The 11,943-nt window shown below is 71.8% G+C and carries 13 protein-coding genes; 6 read left to right on the forward strand and 7 right to left on the reverse strand.

Going from position 1 to position 11,943, the window contains the following annotated elements; translation table 11 throughout:
• Window positions 1–664: 664 nt before the first annotated feature.
• Window positions 665–826 (forward strand): hypothetical protein, encoded by a 162-nt coding sequence (locus tag AB0C12_RS03715; protein WP_360543793.1) that lies wholly within the window; start codon window positions 665–667, stop codon window positions 824–826.
• 191 nt (window positions 827–1,017) lie between these two features.
• Window positions 1,018–1,227 carry a hypothetical protein gene (locus AB0C12_RS03720; protein WP_360543795.1) on the forward strand — a complete coding sequence of 70 codons (210 nt, stop codon included), beginning with the start codon at window positions 1,018–1,020 and terminating at the stop codon, window positions 1,225–1,227.
• A gap of 350 nt (window positions 1,228–1,577) precedes the next feature.
• Here the strand turns inward: AB0C12_RS03720 and AB0C12_RS03725 are convergent, their stop codons facing one another.
• From AB0C12_RS03725 to AB0C12_RS03745, 5 genes are read right to left on the reverse strand one after another with little or no spacing between them, the layout of a single operon-like run.
• Window positions 1,578–2,675, reverse strand: coding sequence for a hypothetical protein (locus AB0C12_RS03725; RefSeq protein WP_360543797.1), 1,098 nt, complete (start codon window positions 2,673–2,675; stop codon window positions 1,578–1,580).
• On the reverse strand, window positions 2,669–3,937 hold the full coding sequence (locus AB0C12_RS03730) for a glucarate dehydratase family protein (protein WP_360543799.1): 1,269 nt from the start codon (window positions 3,935–3,937) through the stop codon (window positions 2,669–2,671). Before AB0C12_RS03730 ends, AB0C12_RS03725 begins: the two co-directional genes overlap by 7 nt.
• Window positions 3,934–4,815, reverse strand: a complete 882-nt coding sequence (locus AB0C12_RS03735; protein ID WP_360543801.1) for a carbohydrate ABC transporter permease — start codon at window positions 4,813–4,815, stop codon at window positions 3,934–3,936. The genes AB0C12_RS03730 and AB0C12_RS03735 overlap by 4 nt, the downstream gene beginning before the upstream one ends.
• Window positions 4,815–5,759 (reverse strand): sugar ABC transporter permease, encoded by a 945-nt coding sequence (locus tag AB0C12_RS03740; protein WP_360543803.1) that lies wholly within the window; start codon window positions 5,757–5,759, stop codon window positions 4,815–4,817. Before AB0C12_RS03740 ends, AB0C12_RS03735 begins: the two co-directional genes overlap by 1 nt.
• 25 nt (window positions 5,760–5,784) lie before the next feature.
• On the reverse strand, window positions 5,785–7,110 hold the full coding sequence (locus AB0C12_RS03745; RefSeq protein WP_360543805.1) for a sugar ABC transporter substrate-binding protein: 1,326 nt from the start codon (window positions 7,108–7,110) through the stop codon (window positions 5,785–5,787).
• A gap of 125 nt (window positions 7,111–7,235) precedes the next feature.
• Here AB0C12_RS03745 and AB0C12_RS03750 point away from each other — a divergent pair, with 125 nt between their 5' ends.
• Window positions 7,236–8,048: an IclR family transcriptional regulator gene (locus AB0C12_RS03750; protein WP_360543807.1), complete on the forward strand. Its 813-nt coding sequence runs from the start codon at window positions 7,236–7,238 to the stop codon at window positions 8,046–8,048.
• A gap of 4 nt (window positions 8,049–8,052) precedes the next feature.
• Here AB0C12_RS03750 and AB0C12_RS03755 read toward each other — a convergent pair whose 3' ends face one another.
• Window positions 8,053–8,877, reverse strand: a complete 825-nt coding sequence (locus AB0C12_RS03755) for an NAD(P)-dependent oxidoreductase (RefSeq protein ID WP_360543809.1) — start codon at window positions 8,875–8,877, stop codon at window positions 8,053–8,055.
• A 158-nt stretch (window positions 8,878–9,035) separates the two neighbouring features.
• On the opposite strand from AB0C12_RS03755, the gene AB0C12_RS03760 reads away from it, so the two are divergent.
• Window positions 9,036–9,923 carry a 2-hydroxy-3-oxopropionate reductase gene (locus tag AB0C12_RS03760; protein ID WP_360543811.1) on the forward strand — a complete coding sequence of 296 codons (888 nt, stop codon included), beginning with the start codon at window positions 9,036–9,038 and terminating at the stop codon, window positions 9,921–9,923.
• The gene (locus tag AB0C12_RS03765) at window positions 9,916–10,674 is read left to right on the forward strand and encodes an aldolase/citrate lyase family protein (protein WP_360543813.1); all 759 of its coding nucleotides are present in this window, start codon (window positions 9,916–9,918) and stop codon (window positions 10,672–10,674) included. Before AB0C12_RS03760 ends, AB0C12_RS03765 begins: the two co-directional genes overlap by 8 nt.
• Window positions 10,675–10,752: 78 nt before the next feature.
• On the opposite strand, the gene AB0C12_RS03770 is transcribed toward AB0C12_RS03765, so the two are convergent.
• Window positions 10,753–11,187, reverse strand: a complete 435-nt coding sequence (locus AB0C12_RS03770) for a MarR family transcriptional regulator (protein WP_360543815.1) — start codon at window positions 11,185–11,187, stop codon at window positions 10,753–10,755.
• A gap of 76 nt (window positions 11,188–11,263) precedes the next feature.
• Between AB0C12_RS03770 and AB0C12_RS03775 the strand changes: the two genes are divergently transcribed.
• Window positions 11,264–11,908, forward strand: coding sequence for a maleylpyruvate isomerase family mycothiol-dependent enzyme (locus tag AB0C12_RS03775; RefSeq protein WP_360543817.1), 645 nt, complete (start codon window positions 11,264–11,266; stop codon window positions 11,906–11,908).
• The last annotated feature ends 35 nt before the right edge of the window (window positions 11,909–11,943 follow it).

Here is an 11,943-nt window from a genome sequence, read left to right on the forward strand (position 1 = left end):
AGCGCCGTCTTGCACACCTCCGCCCCTGCTCGGCGAGTGTTTGCCCAGGTGGAAGTGCATCCAGACCCGGATGCCGTCACACACGAATCATAGTGTGAGTACGGCTGGGATGCCGAGACATCCACTGCAACCGTACCGACGATGATCATCGCTCAATCCGTTCGTATCGATGAAGGCCTCGGTCGTCACCAGAACTGAGCGCGACAGGGCCGGGCACCTCGCGGCAGACGAATGCGGTCCAGCCAGACGAAGTGAGAGGCAGCGCCCGGCGCGATTGGGGTTAGGGCCGCGAATCGCGGCGATGTGCACCGGATCTCGGCCCGGTTCAGAGCGTCCGGGCCGCGCTGATCACATTCTGCCCCGGCATGCCGGCCGGCCCAGCCGTTCCTGCGTTGGCGTGCGGCGGGGACGCAGGCGCGCTGCACCGCCTCCACATTGGTCGCCGCGACCGTGCCGAGGGATCAGTCACCCCAGACATCGGCCATCCGCGCTCAGTAGGTGCCATACGTACGGCACTCCCCTCCAAGGGTCTGGAGCCGGGTTCGGCAAGATCGCCGGCATGACATCGTCGCCGCGATGGCTCAGCCGTTACCGTGCCGGACAGCGAGAGCTCGTCTCGCATGAGCTGCGCCAACGAGGGCGGACGGTCCGCCAGGAGCCCGACATGGCGTCCGAGGCCCAGCAGGTCTCCGACGAGATGGCCCGTCGTGCCCGGCAGAACATCGACGTCATCGTTGCGCGGTTGGTGAGCGAGGGTTACCGCTTCGACTCCAACGACGACAAACAGGCGCCGGTCGTACGTGCGCCCGAGCCAGGCCGGCGCTGACCACGCCGCGTGACCGCTCTCGGTAGCCGGCGCGCGCACGCTCGGCGGCAGATCAGGGCGGAGGCCGGCTCCGCGACGAGGATTTGCCGATTGATGCCGGGTGATAATTTGAGGAGGGTGACGGCGGCGCATTCGCCACGGTGGGCCGCCGCATCGTCCGCCTTCCCGCTCAACGCCCCGGGAGAGATCCGATGACGAGCAACGACAAGCCTCGGGGCTCCGCAAGTCTCGGGATCTGGTCAAATATCGGGGTCTGGGTCGCCTTTGGCGCTGCCTTCGGCGTCGTCATCGGGATCCTGCTCAACAACGTCGGTCTCGGTGTCGCGCTGGGTGCGGCCCTGGGTGTGACCGCCGGCGTCGTCGTCATCGCGCGAGCGAATAACCACCGCGGCAAATCCTGAGCGTCGCGCCCGCGTCCGGGCGCCGCACACTCTCATCGGCAGATCAATGCGTTTTTGGTCCTCGCCAGTCAACGGGGCTGACGCCATCCGCATCGTCGACTCGGCTTCGAGCGTGGCCGGATCGAGGCGGAGTGGTTGTACAGCGGGGTTCAGCCTTGATCGTCCTTTCGAGTCGGGGCCGGATCAGGTTGTTGCACTTCGATGGGCGCTCTGGGCGATGGGATTCCAGCAGGGGTCGGACCGGCGAGCACCGTGCGGGTGCTGCCGTCGGGCCGAGGTGACGCCGCGGACAAATTGAGCGGCCGTCGAGTCTGGCCAGGTCAACGAGTCGCTGACGGGGCGTGTGGGACTCAACCAAGCGTGGCGGCCGCCGCGATCCGGAGCAGCTTCTGGCGGTCCGGGCCCGCCAGGCCGAGGTGATACAAGCTGATCCGGGCCGCACCGGCCGCCCGCAGCCGAGCAACGTGCCCCGGTACGGCGTCCGCCTCGACCGGCGGCAGCACCGTCACATAGGCGTCCACCGGCAGCCCCGTCGCCGCAGCCTGGCGCACCACTTCGGCGGAGGCTTCAGTGGTCGGCCACGCCGGCACCAACAACGCGTCGACGTCAGTTGCGGCCGAGGGGGTGAGACCCGGCGACGGCCCGGTCGCCCAGGGATCCGGGTTGGCGTGCAACGTGATCGGCACCCCGGGCGCCCGCTCACGGACAGCGCCCAGCACTTCCGCCCGCAGAGCATCAGCGTTCGCGTGCCGATTCGCCAGCACCGCCGCCATCACGTCATCGGACATCGAACCCGCCCGCAGCCCAGCCACGACCGAATCCGGAACGAGGCCCGCCGCCCGCCAACCGGAACGGCACGAGGCACAGCAGCACACGGACAGCAGCCGTACCTCCGCCGCGGTCCAAGCGCCGTCGGTCTTCTCGTGGTGTCCGAGGTGGACGAGGCCGAGCTGCCCGCACGCCTCCAACGAGATCCCGTCCACGGCCACATCCCGGACGGCTTCGCCGGCCAGGGTCGCCGCGTACGCGCGGACCTCCGGATGAGCCGGGCACAACGCGTACGGGTAGCGCTCGCCGAAGCAGTTGACCACCGCGGTCTCCGGGTGCGCCAGGCCGAGCCGGGTGTTGTGGGTCAGCACGATCCAGGCGTTGACCGCCAGCCCCGCCGCCCGGAGCGTGCTGGCCGCCGTACCGAAAGGGTCCTGCTCGGTCATCCAGGCCGGGCCCGCGGCCCGCAGCAGCCGGCCGTCCCAGGCCGCGGCCCGGATCGGGCGGTAGAGCGCGGCATACCGAGCGTCGACGACCCGCCGCGCCGGATGCAGCGGGGTCGCCGCCCGGACCGAGTGGTACGTCGCGGCCAGCGTCACCGCGTCGACGGCCTCGGCCGCCCGCCCGGCGAAGTCCGGATCGCCCAGCACATCCCACGGGTACGCGTGCCCGCTCACCATCGTGGCCGCCGCTTGGTGTATCCGGGCTCGAACAGCCGCATGTACGCGGTGTCGTCGCGTTCCCGGATCCCGCAGCTCACGTAGTTCTCGTGCAGCCGGGCCAACGCGTCCGGGTCCAGGCTGACGCCGAGCCCCGGTGCGTCCGGCACGGTGACCGAGCCGTCGGTGAAGCGCAGCGGCTCGGCCACCACGTCGACGCCGAGCTGCCACGGCATGTGCGTGTCCACCGCGTACGTCAGGTTCGGCGTGGCCGCCGCCAGGTGGGTCATCGCGGCCAGGCTGATCCCCAGGTGGCTGTTCGAGTGCATGGAAAGCCCGAGCCCCCAGGTGCGGCAGATGGTCGCCAGGTGCGCCGACGCGGTGAGCCCGCCCCAGTAGTGATGGTCGGCGAGAACGATGCCCACCGAGCCCCGCGCCACCGACTCCGGCAGGTCGGCGAAGCGCACCACGCACATGTTGGTGGCCAGCGGCATCGGGGCCGGCGCGGCGACCTCGGCCATGCCGGCCAGCCCGGCGGTCGGGTCCTCCAGATACTCCAGCAGGCCGGCGGTCTCCTCGGCGACCTTGATCGAGGTGTCGACGGTCCACGCGCAGTTCGGGTCCAGGCGCAGCGGCAGCTCCGGGAACGCCACGCGGAGCGCGCGGATCGCGTTGATCTCCTGCTCCGGCGGGAAGACGCCGCCCTTGAGCTTGATCGAGCGGAAGCCGTACCGGTCGATCATGCGCCGGGCCTGGGCGACGATGCCGGCCGGGTCGAGCGCCTCGCCGTACTCGTCGGGCTCCGCGCCGGGGTGCCCGGCCCATTTGTAGAACAGGTACGCCGAGAACGGGACCGTCTCCCGCACCTTGCCGCCGAGCAGCGCGTGCACGGGTCGCTCGGTCACCTGCCCCTGAAGGTCGAGCAGGGCCACCTCGAACGGCGAGACGATCCGGGCCAGGGTCTTCTCGGCGCTGGAGCCGCCGGTCAGCCCGTGCCGGTCGGGGGCGTCCACCACCCCGACCGCGGTGGCGATCCGGGACCGCAGCCCGGCCAGGTCGAAGACATCCAGCCCGGCGAGCGCCCCCGCGGCGCGTTCCAGCAACGCCAGGTGCGGGGCGTCGCCGTAGGTCTCGCCGAGCCCGACCAGTTCGTCACCACAGTGGACCTGGACGATCGCGCGCAGCGCCCAGGGCTGGTGCACCCCGGCGGAGTTGAGCAACGGCGGATCGGGAAAAGCAATGGGCGTGATCGTCACGGCGCGGACGGGCAGCGAGGTCGTCATCCCTTGATCGCTCCTGAGGTCAGGCCGCGCATGAACTGTCGTTGCATGGCCAGGAAGGCCAGCACCGAGGGCAGCAGCGCGAGCAGCGCGGCCGCGAGCAGCACCCCGAGGCCCACCTGATCGTCGCTGCGCAGGGTGCGCAGCGCCAGCGGCAGGGTGAACTTCGCGGCGTCGTCGGCGACCAGCAGCGGCAGCATGTACTGGTCCCAGATCATCGTGAAGCCGAAGATGCCGATGACGCCCAGCGCCGGCCGGCACAGCGGCAGCACCACCGACCAGAAGATCCGCAGGTCGCCGGCGCCGTCGAGGCGGGCCGCCTCCTCCAGCTCGACGGGGATCTCCTTCATGAACTCGGTCATCACCAGGATGGAGAAGGCCCAGGCCCCGACCGGGATGATCATGCCGGCCAGGGTGCCGATCAGGTTGACGTGCAGCACCGGCACGTCGGCCAGCACCAGCGACAGCGGGATGGCCAGAATCTCCTCGGGCAGCATCAGGGTGGACAGGATCAGCAGCAGGACCAGCTGCATGCCCGGGAAACGCTTGCGGGCCAACGCGTACGCGGCGGAGACGCTCACCAGGATCTGCAGCAGCAGGCCGCCGCCGACCACGATGAACGAGTTCGCCAGGTAGGTCAGCACGTCGCGGTCCACCGCCGCGGCGAAGTTGTCCAGGGTCAGCCCGTGCGGGACGAGCGTCAGCCGGGTCGGGTCGGTGACCGGGGTGAAGGCGCTGACCAGCAGGGCGATCAGCGGCCCGGCGAAGACCGCGACCAGCACCAGTTGGAGCAGCACCCGGGCGGCGAACGCGACCGGGCCCGGTGCGGCGCCCCAGCCCAGGGCGGTGTCCAGGCGGGCACCCACGTTGCGGCGGCTCATCAGGCCTCCCGCCGGCGCGAGGCCCGCACGGCGACGGTCAGCACCACGGTGGCCAGGAGCAACAGCACCGAGCCGGCCGAGGCGACGCCCAGCTCGTTGCGTTCCAGCCCGAGTTTGTAGACCAGCGTCATGACCACCTCGGTGGAACCGTTCGGCCCGCCGTTGGTCAGCAGGAAGATCTCGGTGAAGACCCGCAGGCCGCGGATCGCGGCCAGGGTCAGCAGGATGGTCAGCACCGGGCGCAGCGCGGGCACGGTGACATGCCAGAGCCGCCGCAGCGGGCCGGCGCCGTCGGCGGCGGCCGCCTCGTAGAGGGCGCGGTCGACGCCGGCCAGGCCGGCCAGGAAGATCATCATGTCGTACGGTGCCCCGCGCCAGATGCCGACGCCCATGACCGACCACAGGGCCGAGTCGGCGGAGTTGAGGAACTGCGAGGGGCCGGCGCCGAACCAGCCGAGGACGCTGTTGATCGCACCGTCGCCGACCGGGTGGTAGAGGATGCGCCACAGCTCGGCGACCACCGCCATCGCGGCGACCGTGGGCAGGAAGACGGCCGTCCGGACGAACCACAGGCCCCGCGACGAGCCTTCGAGCAGCAGCGCGAGGACGAAACCGAGCACGAGCGAACCGAGGGTCTGCCCGAGGGCCAGCACCACGGTGTGACCGATGGCCGAGGTGAACGACGGGTCGGTGAGCACGTCGCGGTAGTTGGCCAGGCCGACGAAGCGGTCGCCGAGGTACGGCCGTACCTCGTGGAAGCTCATCTCGACGGCCCGGACCATCGGCACGAACTTGAAGACCGCGAAGAGCAGCAGGGCTGGGGCCAGGAAGAGCCAGGCCGGCAGGTGCCGCCGCAGCGCGAGCCGCAGGCGGCTCCGCCGGGCCGGCGCGGCGGGCGCGGGCGGCGCGCCCGTCCGGGCCGGCACGGCGGGCGCCATCGTCATGACCGGGTCTCCTCGGCGCGGCCGGTCATCCCTTGACCCCCTGCTTGGTCAGTTCCGCATCGAACGTCTGAGCCAGCTTGTCCAGTTCGGCCTTGGTGTCCGAGCCGCAGTCGGCCACGATCGTGTTGATCGTCTCGGCGGCGGCCTGCCGGAACGGCGTCCAGTCCGGCACCGCCGGCACGTAGCGGCCGGACTTCTGGAAGACCTGCTCGAAGGTGGCCCAGCGGGTGTCCTTGCGCACCGAGGACAGCTGCACCTTGGTGTTGACCGGCAGCCGGACGATGCCGCCGTCGGAGTCACCGGCCATGCCGATGGTCTGGCCCGGCACCGAGACGGCGAACTCCGCGAACTTCTGCTGCCCGGTCTCGTTGGCCGAGCCCGCCATCAGGTAGACATTCTCACCCTCGGCCAGCGACTGGGCCTTGCCACCGGGACCGGCCGGCAACGCGACGATCTCGTACTTGTCCTTGCCGAGGTTCTTGTCGAAGCGGGCCATGTTGTACGGACCGGTGAAGTAGATGCCGCCCTTGCCGGTCTCGAACAGCGGGTGGGCCTGGGTGGTCTCCAGCGTGACCGCGCCCGGCACGACGTCCTTGTCGGTGCAGAACTGCTTCTTGAAGCCGTCGACCACGGCGACGGACTGCGGGGTGTTGACGGCCGTCGTGAACTTGCCGGTGTCGCCGCTGAGGAAGTCGCCGCCGCCGGACCACAGGAAGCTGGTCAGGTACCAGGCGGTGTAACCACGCTTGGTGGAGCCGGGCACCACGTAGCCGTACGTGTCGGCCTTGCCGTTGCCGTCCGGGTCCTCGGTGGTGAACGCCTTGGCCAGCGCGTCGAGCTCGGCCCAGGACTTCGGTTGCGCGGCGCCGACCTTCTCGCGCCAGTCCTTGCGGATGAACAGCGCGAAGGACTGGGCCGAGAACGGGACCCCGTACGTCTTGCCGTCGGCGCCGGTGGCGGCGTCCCACGACGTCGGGCTGAGGTCGGCCCCGCCGGCCAGGGCGGCCTTGTCGACCGCGCGGACCAGGCCCTGATTGACCAGCGTGCCGAGCTGAGCGGTGTCGTTGATGACGATGTCGGGCAGGTCCTTCTGGGCGGCGGCCTGCTGCAGCTTGGTCTCGAAGTCCTCGAACAGCGCGGTGACGGTGGCCGGGGTGCCGGTGGCGGCGGTGAACCCGGCGGCGATCGCCTTCGCGGTCTTCTCGGAGTTGGAGCCGGGGGGTTTGCGGATCCAGATGTCCAGCGCGGCGTTGGCGTCCTGTTCGGGGGCGCCGTCGTCGCCACAGGCGGTGAGTCCGGTCGCGACCAGCATCGTGGCCATGACCGCCGCCAGCAGTCTCCTGGTAGACATGGGGATGCCTCCTGTCTACATATGTGGAAGCGTTTCGAGCTTGTGGAAGGCAAGTACGCACAAGCTAGCTTTCGGTACTATGGCCGTCAACAGTCCGGAAACAATCGACCGCGATGGTGGCTGACATGGCTCTAGCTCGATCCCGCCCGGTCGCCCACCCATCCACCGGGACCAATGACTCGTCACCGGTGAAGTCCGCGGAGCGCACCGTCAAGATCCTGGAGACGCTCGCCGCCTCCCCGACGAAGCTGACGCTCTCGGAGCTCCAGGAGCGCATGGGCTACCCCCGTTCCAGCCTGCACGCGCTGGTGCGCACCCTCCGCGAGCTGAAGTGGGTGGAGGCGGACGAGAGCGGCTCCGCCTTCGGCGTCGGCCCGCACGCCCTGCTCTCCGGCACGGCTTATCTGGACCGCGACCCGGCCCTGCGGTACGCGTACGAGACGCTGGAGGATCTGCGCACCGAGGTGGGCCACACCATCCACTACGCCCGGCGCGACGACACCCACGTGCTCTACCTGGCCAGTCGCGAGTCGCGCGAGGCCGAGCGGGTCATCTCCCGGGTCGGGCGCCGGCTGCCGGCCCACGTCACCGGGCTGGGCCAGGCGCTGCTCGCCGACCTGACCGAGGCCGAGGTGGACGCCCTGCTGCCGGACACGCTGGAGGCGTTCACCCCGCACACGATCACCGGGCGGGCCGCGCTGCACGCCGAGCTGGACGCGGTGCGCCGGCGTGGCTGGGCGTTCGAGGTCGAGCAGGGCACGCCCGGGGTGGCGTGCGTCGCCGTCGCGGTCGGCTACCGCATCCCGGCCACCGACGCCATCTCCTGCTCGATGCCGGCCGACCTGGCCAAGGGCGCCCACCTGGACAAGGTGGTGGCGGCGGTGACCGCGCACACGAACGCCCTCGCCGCGACGCTGCGCCGCGAGGGCATCCGCTGACGGGTCACATCGGTTCGCCCAGGGGCAGGTCGCACCACCACGAGCCGACCCGGTTCAGCAGCGGGTCGTGCGCGAAGTCGGGCTCACCGAACTCGGCGACGCGCCGCTCCGCGTAGACCTCGGCGTCGTCCTCGGGGAAGTAGCCGATCGCCTCGCCCTCGGCCAGCGACCACCAGCGGCGGGTGTTGCGGCTGACGCCCCAGATGATCCGGTAACCCGGACTCTCGGCCGCCACACAGGCCTCGACCAGCCGGGCGCCGTCGTCGGGTGAGAGCCACAGGGCCAGGCCGCGCAGTTGCGGCGGGGTCGGGAACCAGAGTCCGATGCGGACACAGATGACCTCGAGGTCGAAGCGGTCCACGTAGAGCCGGCCGAGCGACTCCACGGCTGCCTTGCTCCAGCCGTACAGGGTGTCGGGGCGGGGCGGGAGGTCGGCCGGCAGCCCGTCGGGGTAGCGGTCGTCGTCGCGCGGGTGGAAACCGGCGGCATGGCTGGACGAGGCCAGCACGACGCGCCGGACCCCGCTGCGCCGGGCCGCTTCGAGCAGGCAGTACGTCCCGTACGCGTTGCGCCGCAGCACGTCCTCGGCGCCGGCCTCCTTGCTCTGCCCGCCCAGATGCACGATGGCGTCCACGCCCTCGCACGCCGCCACCAGGGCCTCCTGGTCGTCCACCGACGCGATGACGATCTCCTCGGCGCCGCCGCCCTCGACCGGCGCGGGCTCCACGATGTCGAGCAGCCGCAGGGTGCGGCCCGCGGCGGCGAGGCGGGGTCGCAGCAGCCCCGCGACCTTTCCCGCGCCGCCGGTGATGAGGAGTCGCTGAGCCATCGGGGGAACCTCCACGTTCATGACCGTCGTCGATGCGACGGAACCCTAACATCCAGTTCCCATACATATCGCTTGCTTGACCGGCCGACAGGGCTTCTCTAGTTTGGGTTGCATTCAGCAGTGCGATAGGCATCCATATATGTGGACGGGGTACCTGCATGCCAGACGCCATCGGCTTCATCGGCCTGGGGATCATGGGCTCGCCCATGGCCGCCAATCTCGTCAAGGCGGGTTACGACGTCGCGGGCCACTCCCGCGGCCGGGCCGGCCTCGACCGGCTCGCCGCCGCGGGCGGCCGTCCGGTCCGGGACGTCGCCGAGGCCGTGGCCGGCGCGGACGTGGTCGTCACGATGCTGCCCGACTCCCCCGACGTCGAGCAGGTCGTCCTCGGCCCCGGCGGGGTCCTCGCCCACGCCCGGCCGGGCACGCTCCTCATCGACATGTCCACCGTCCGGCCGCGGACCGCCCGCACGGTCGCGGCCGCCGTGGCCGACCGGGGTGTCCGGGCCCTGGATGCCCCGGTCTCCGGCGGTGAGCAGGGGGCCGTCGAAGGCACGCTGTCCATCATGGTGGGCGGGGCCGAGGCCGACGCCGAGGCGGCCCGGCCCGTGCTCGAAGCGCTCGGCACCACGATCGTGCACGTCGGACCGGCCGGCGCCGGCCAGACGGTGAAGGCCGCCAACCAGCTCGTCGTCGCCGGCACCATCCAGCTCGTGGCCGAGGCGATCGTGCTGCTGGAGGCCGCCGGCGTCGACGCCGGGGCCGGCCTGCGGGTGCTGGCCGGCGGTCTGGCCGGCAGCACGGTGCTGGACCGCAAGGCGGCCGGCATGCTCGCCCGCAGCTTCACCCCCGGCTTCCGGGTCGACCTGCACCACAAGGATCTGGGCATCATGCTGGAGGCCGCCCGCGAGGCCGGCGCCGTCGTCCCGGTCGGCGCCCTGCTGGCCCAGCTCATGGCCGCCCTGCGGGCCCAGGGGGACGGCGGGCTGGACCACACCGCGCTGCTGCGGCTGGCCGAGCGGATGGCGGGCCGGGCCGATGGCTGACCTGCGGGACCGGCTACGGGCCGGCGAGCTGCTCTACGGCACGTTCCTCGGGCTCGGCTCGGCGCTGGCCGCCGAGGCCTGCGCGGTGGCCGGCTTCGACTGGCTGCTGGCCGACCTCGAGCACGGCGGCGGGGACGAGCCGGCCCTGCTGCACCAGCAGATCGCCGCCGAGGCGCACGGGCTGGCCATGGTGGCGAGGGTCGAGTCGGCCGAGCGGATCCGCACCGGCCGGGTGCTCGACGTCGGCGTCACCGGCGTGATGTTCCCCCGGCTGGAAACGCCCGAGGAGGTCACCGCGGCGGTCCGGCACCTGCGCTATCCGCCGGCCGGTGACCGCGGCGTGGCCACCTACAACCGGGTGTACGACTTCGGCCTGCGCCCCGAAGGCCTGGCCACCGCCAACGACGGAGTGCTCGGCATCGTGCAGGTGGAGAGCCGGCGGGCGCTGGCGTCGATCGCCGAGATCGCCGCCATCCCCGGCGTCGACGTGCTCTTCATCGGCCCCCGCGACCTGTCGCACGACCTCGGCGTGCCCGGGGCCTTCACCCACCCCGACTTCCGGGCCGCCCTGGACGAGGTGCTGGTCGCGGCCAAGAACGCCGGGATCACCGCCGGCATCCTGGCCGGTCACGCCGGGCAGGCCCAGGAGTACGCGGACCTGGGCTTCCGCTTCATCGGCGTGGGCTCGGACGCGTCCCTGCTGGCCCGGGCCGCCCACGACACCGTCCGCTACCTGCGCGACAACGACTGATCCACGACCTCCGGTGGCCCCGGGCCGGGCGGGAAAGCGGGGTGGGCCGCTCCCCGTCCGGCCCGGGGCCACCGGCCGTCACCGGTACGGATCAGTGATCTCCCGCAGCTCGGTCAGCGCCCGCCGCAGCTGGGTCGTGCCGCGCCGGCCCAGATGCCGGCTCCACGTCGCCTCGATCCGCACCTCGGCCTCGCGCGCGACCGCGACCGCGGCCTTGCCCCGCGGGGCGAAACGCACCAGCCGGGCGCGCGCGTCGGACGGGTCCGGCACCCGCTCGACGTAGCCCGAGCGCTCCAGCTGGTCGACCAGGAAACCGGCGGTCTGCTTGGTCACCCCGGCCTGCTCGGCCAGCTCGGTGACCCGGCTCCCGGCCGGCCCGATCCGGGCGGCGATCCGGCCCTGAGCGGCGGTGAGATCGCCGTATCCGGCCGCCTCCAGCGCCTCGAGCACCCCGCTCTCCATCGCCCGGTACGCGATGTAGCAGAGCAGGCCGAGATTCAGCTCGTCACTCATACGGCCCCTTGACTTGGACAGATTCTCTGACGACTATTGGTCAGAGAAGCTTACCAAATTCGGTGGGAGGGCCGACATGGACCGCGACGAGGTGTGGCAGACCATCGACGCCGAGAGGCTGAGCCTGGCGGAGCTGCTCGACGATCTGACCCCGCCGGAGTGGGCGACGCCCTCGCTCTGTGCGCAGTGGCGCGTCCGCGATGTCGCCGCGCACCTGACGCTGTCCCAGACCGGCGTGCTGCCCGCGCTGGTGGCCGTGGTGCGGGCCCGCGGCAACCTCAACCGGATGATCCGGGACACCGCGCGCCACCAGGCCCGGCGGCCCACCGCGGAGTATGCCCCGCTGCTGCGCGCGATGGCCGGGTCGCGGCGTACCGCACCGGGGGTCACCCACCTGGAGCCACTCATCGACGTCCTGGTGCACGGCCAGGACATCGCCGTTCCGCTCGGACGGCAGCGCGCGATGCCGGCACGGGCGTCGGCCGCCGCCGCGGCCCGCGTGTGGCCGGATCTGTGGCCGTTCCGGGCCGAGCGGCGGCTGCGCGGTTTCACCTTCGCCGCCACCGACGACGACTGGACGGCGGGGGCCGGGCCTCGCGTCGAGGGCCCGATCGGGGCGATCCTGCTGCTGCTCACCGGCCGGCCGGCGGCCCTGCCCCGGCTCTCCGGTCCCGGCGTGGAAGCACTGGCGGCACGGCTGTCACCCGCCCGGACGAGGTAGTCGGCGGCCGGGCCACGTGTGGCGATCGTCGCTGC

Origin of the sequence: Actinoplanes sp. NPDC048967 (genome assembly GCF_040649415.1) — a bacterium.
Classification (GTDB): Bacteria; Actinomycetota; Actinomycetes; order Mycobacteriales; family Micromonosporaceae; genus Actinoplanes.

Bases quoted from the DNA above. Each gene is read 5' to 3' on its own strand.
- AB0C12_RS03765 (WP_360543813.1), top strand. From the start codon at position 9,916: ATGGCTGACCTGCGGGACCGGCTACGGGCCGGCGAGCTGCTCTACGGC.
- AB0C12_RS03745 (WP_360543805.1), bottom strand. From the start codon at position 7,110: ATGTCTACCAGGAGACTGCTGGCGGCGGTCATGGCCACGATGCTGGTC.
- AB0C12_RS03735 (WP_360543801.1), bottom strand. From the start codon at position 4,815: ATGAGCCGCCGCAACGTGGGTGCCCGCCTGGACACCGCCCTGGGCTGG.
- AB0C12_RS03715 (WP_360543793.1), top strand. From the start codon at position 665: ATGGCGTCCGAGGCCCAGCAGGTCTCCGACGAGATGGCCCGTCGTGCC.
- AB0C12_RS03725 (WP_360543797.1), bottom strand. From the start codon at position 2,675: ATGGTGAGCGGGCACGCGTACCCGTGGGATGTGCTGGGCGATCCGGAC.
- AB0C12_RS03750 (WP_360543807.1), top strand. From the start codon at position 7,236: ATGGCTCTAGCTCGATCCCGCCCGGTCGCCCACCCATCCACCGGGACC.
- AB0C12_RS03755 (WP_360543809.1), bottom strand. From the start codon at position 8,877: ATGGCTCAGCGACTCCTCATCACCGGCGGCGCGGGAAAGGTCGCGGGG.
- AB0C12_RS03760 (WP_360543811.1), top strand. From the start codon at position 9,036: ATGCCAGACGCCATCGGCTTCATCGGCCTGGGGATCATGGGCTCGCCC.
- AB0C12_RS03720 (WP_360543795.1), top strand. From the start codon at position 1,018: ATGACGAGCAACGACAAGCCTCGGGGCTCCGCAAGTCTCGGGATCTGG.
- AB0C12_RS03730 (WP_360543799.1), bottom strand. From the start codon at position 3,937: ATGACGACCTCGCTGCCCGTCCGCGCCGTGACGATCACGCCCATTGCT.
- AB0C12_RS03775 (WP_360543817.1), top strand. From the start codon at position 11,264: ATGGACCGCGACGAGGTGTGGCAGACCATCGACGCCGAGAGGCTGAGC.
- AB0C12_RS03770 (WP_360543815.1), bottom strand. From the start codon at position 11,187: ATGAGTGACGAGCTGAATCTCGGCCTGCTCTGCTACATCGCGTACCGG.
- AB0C12_RS03740 (WP_360543803.1), bottom strand. From the start codon at position 5,759: ATGACGATGGCGCCCGCCGTGCCGGCCCGGACGGGCGCGCCGCCCGCG.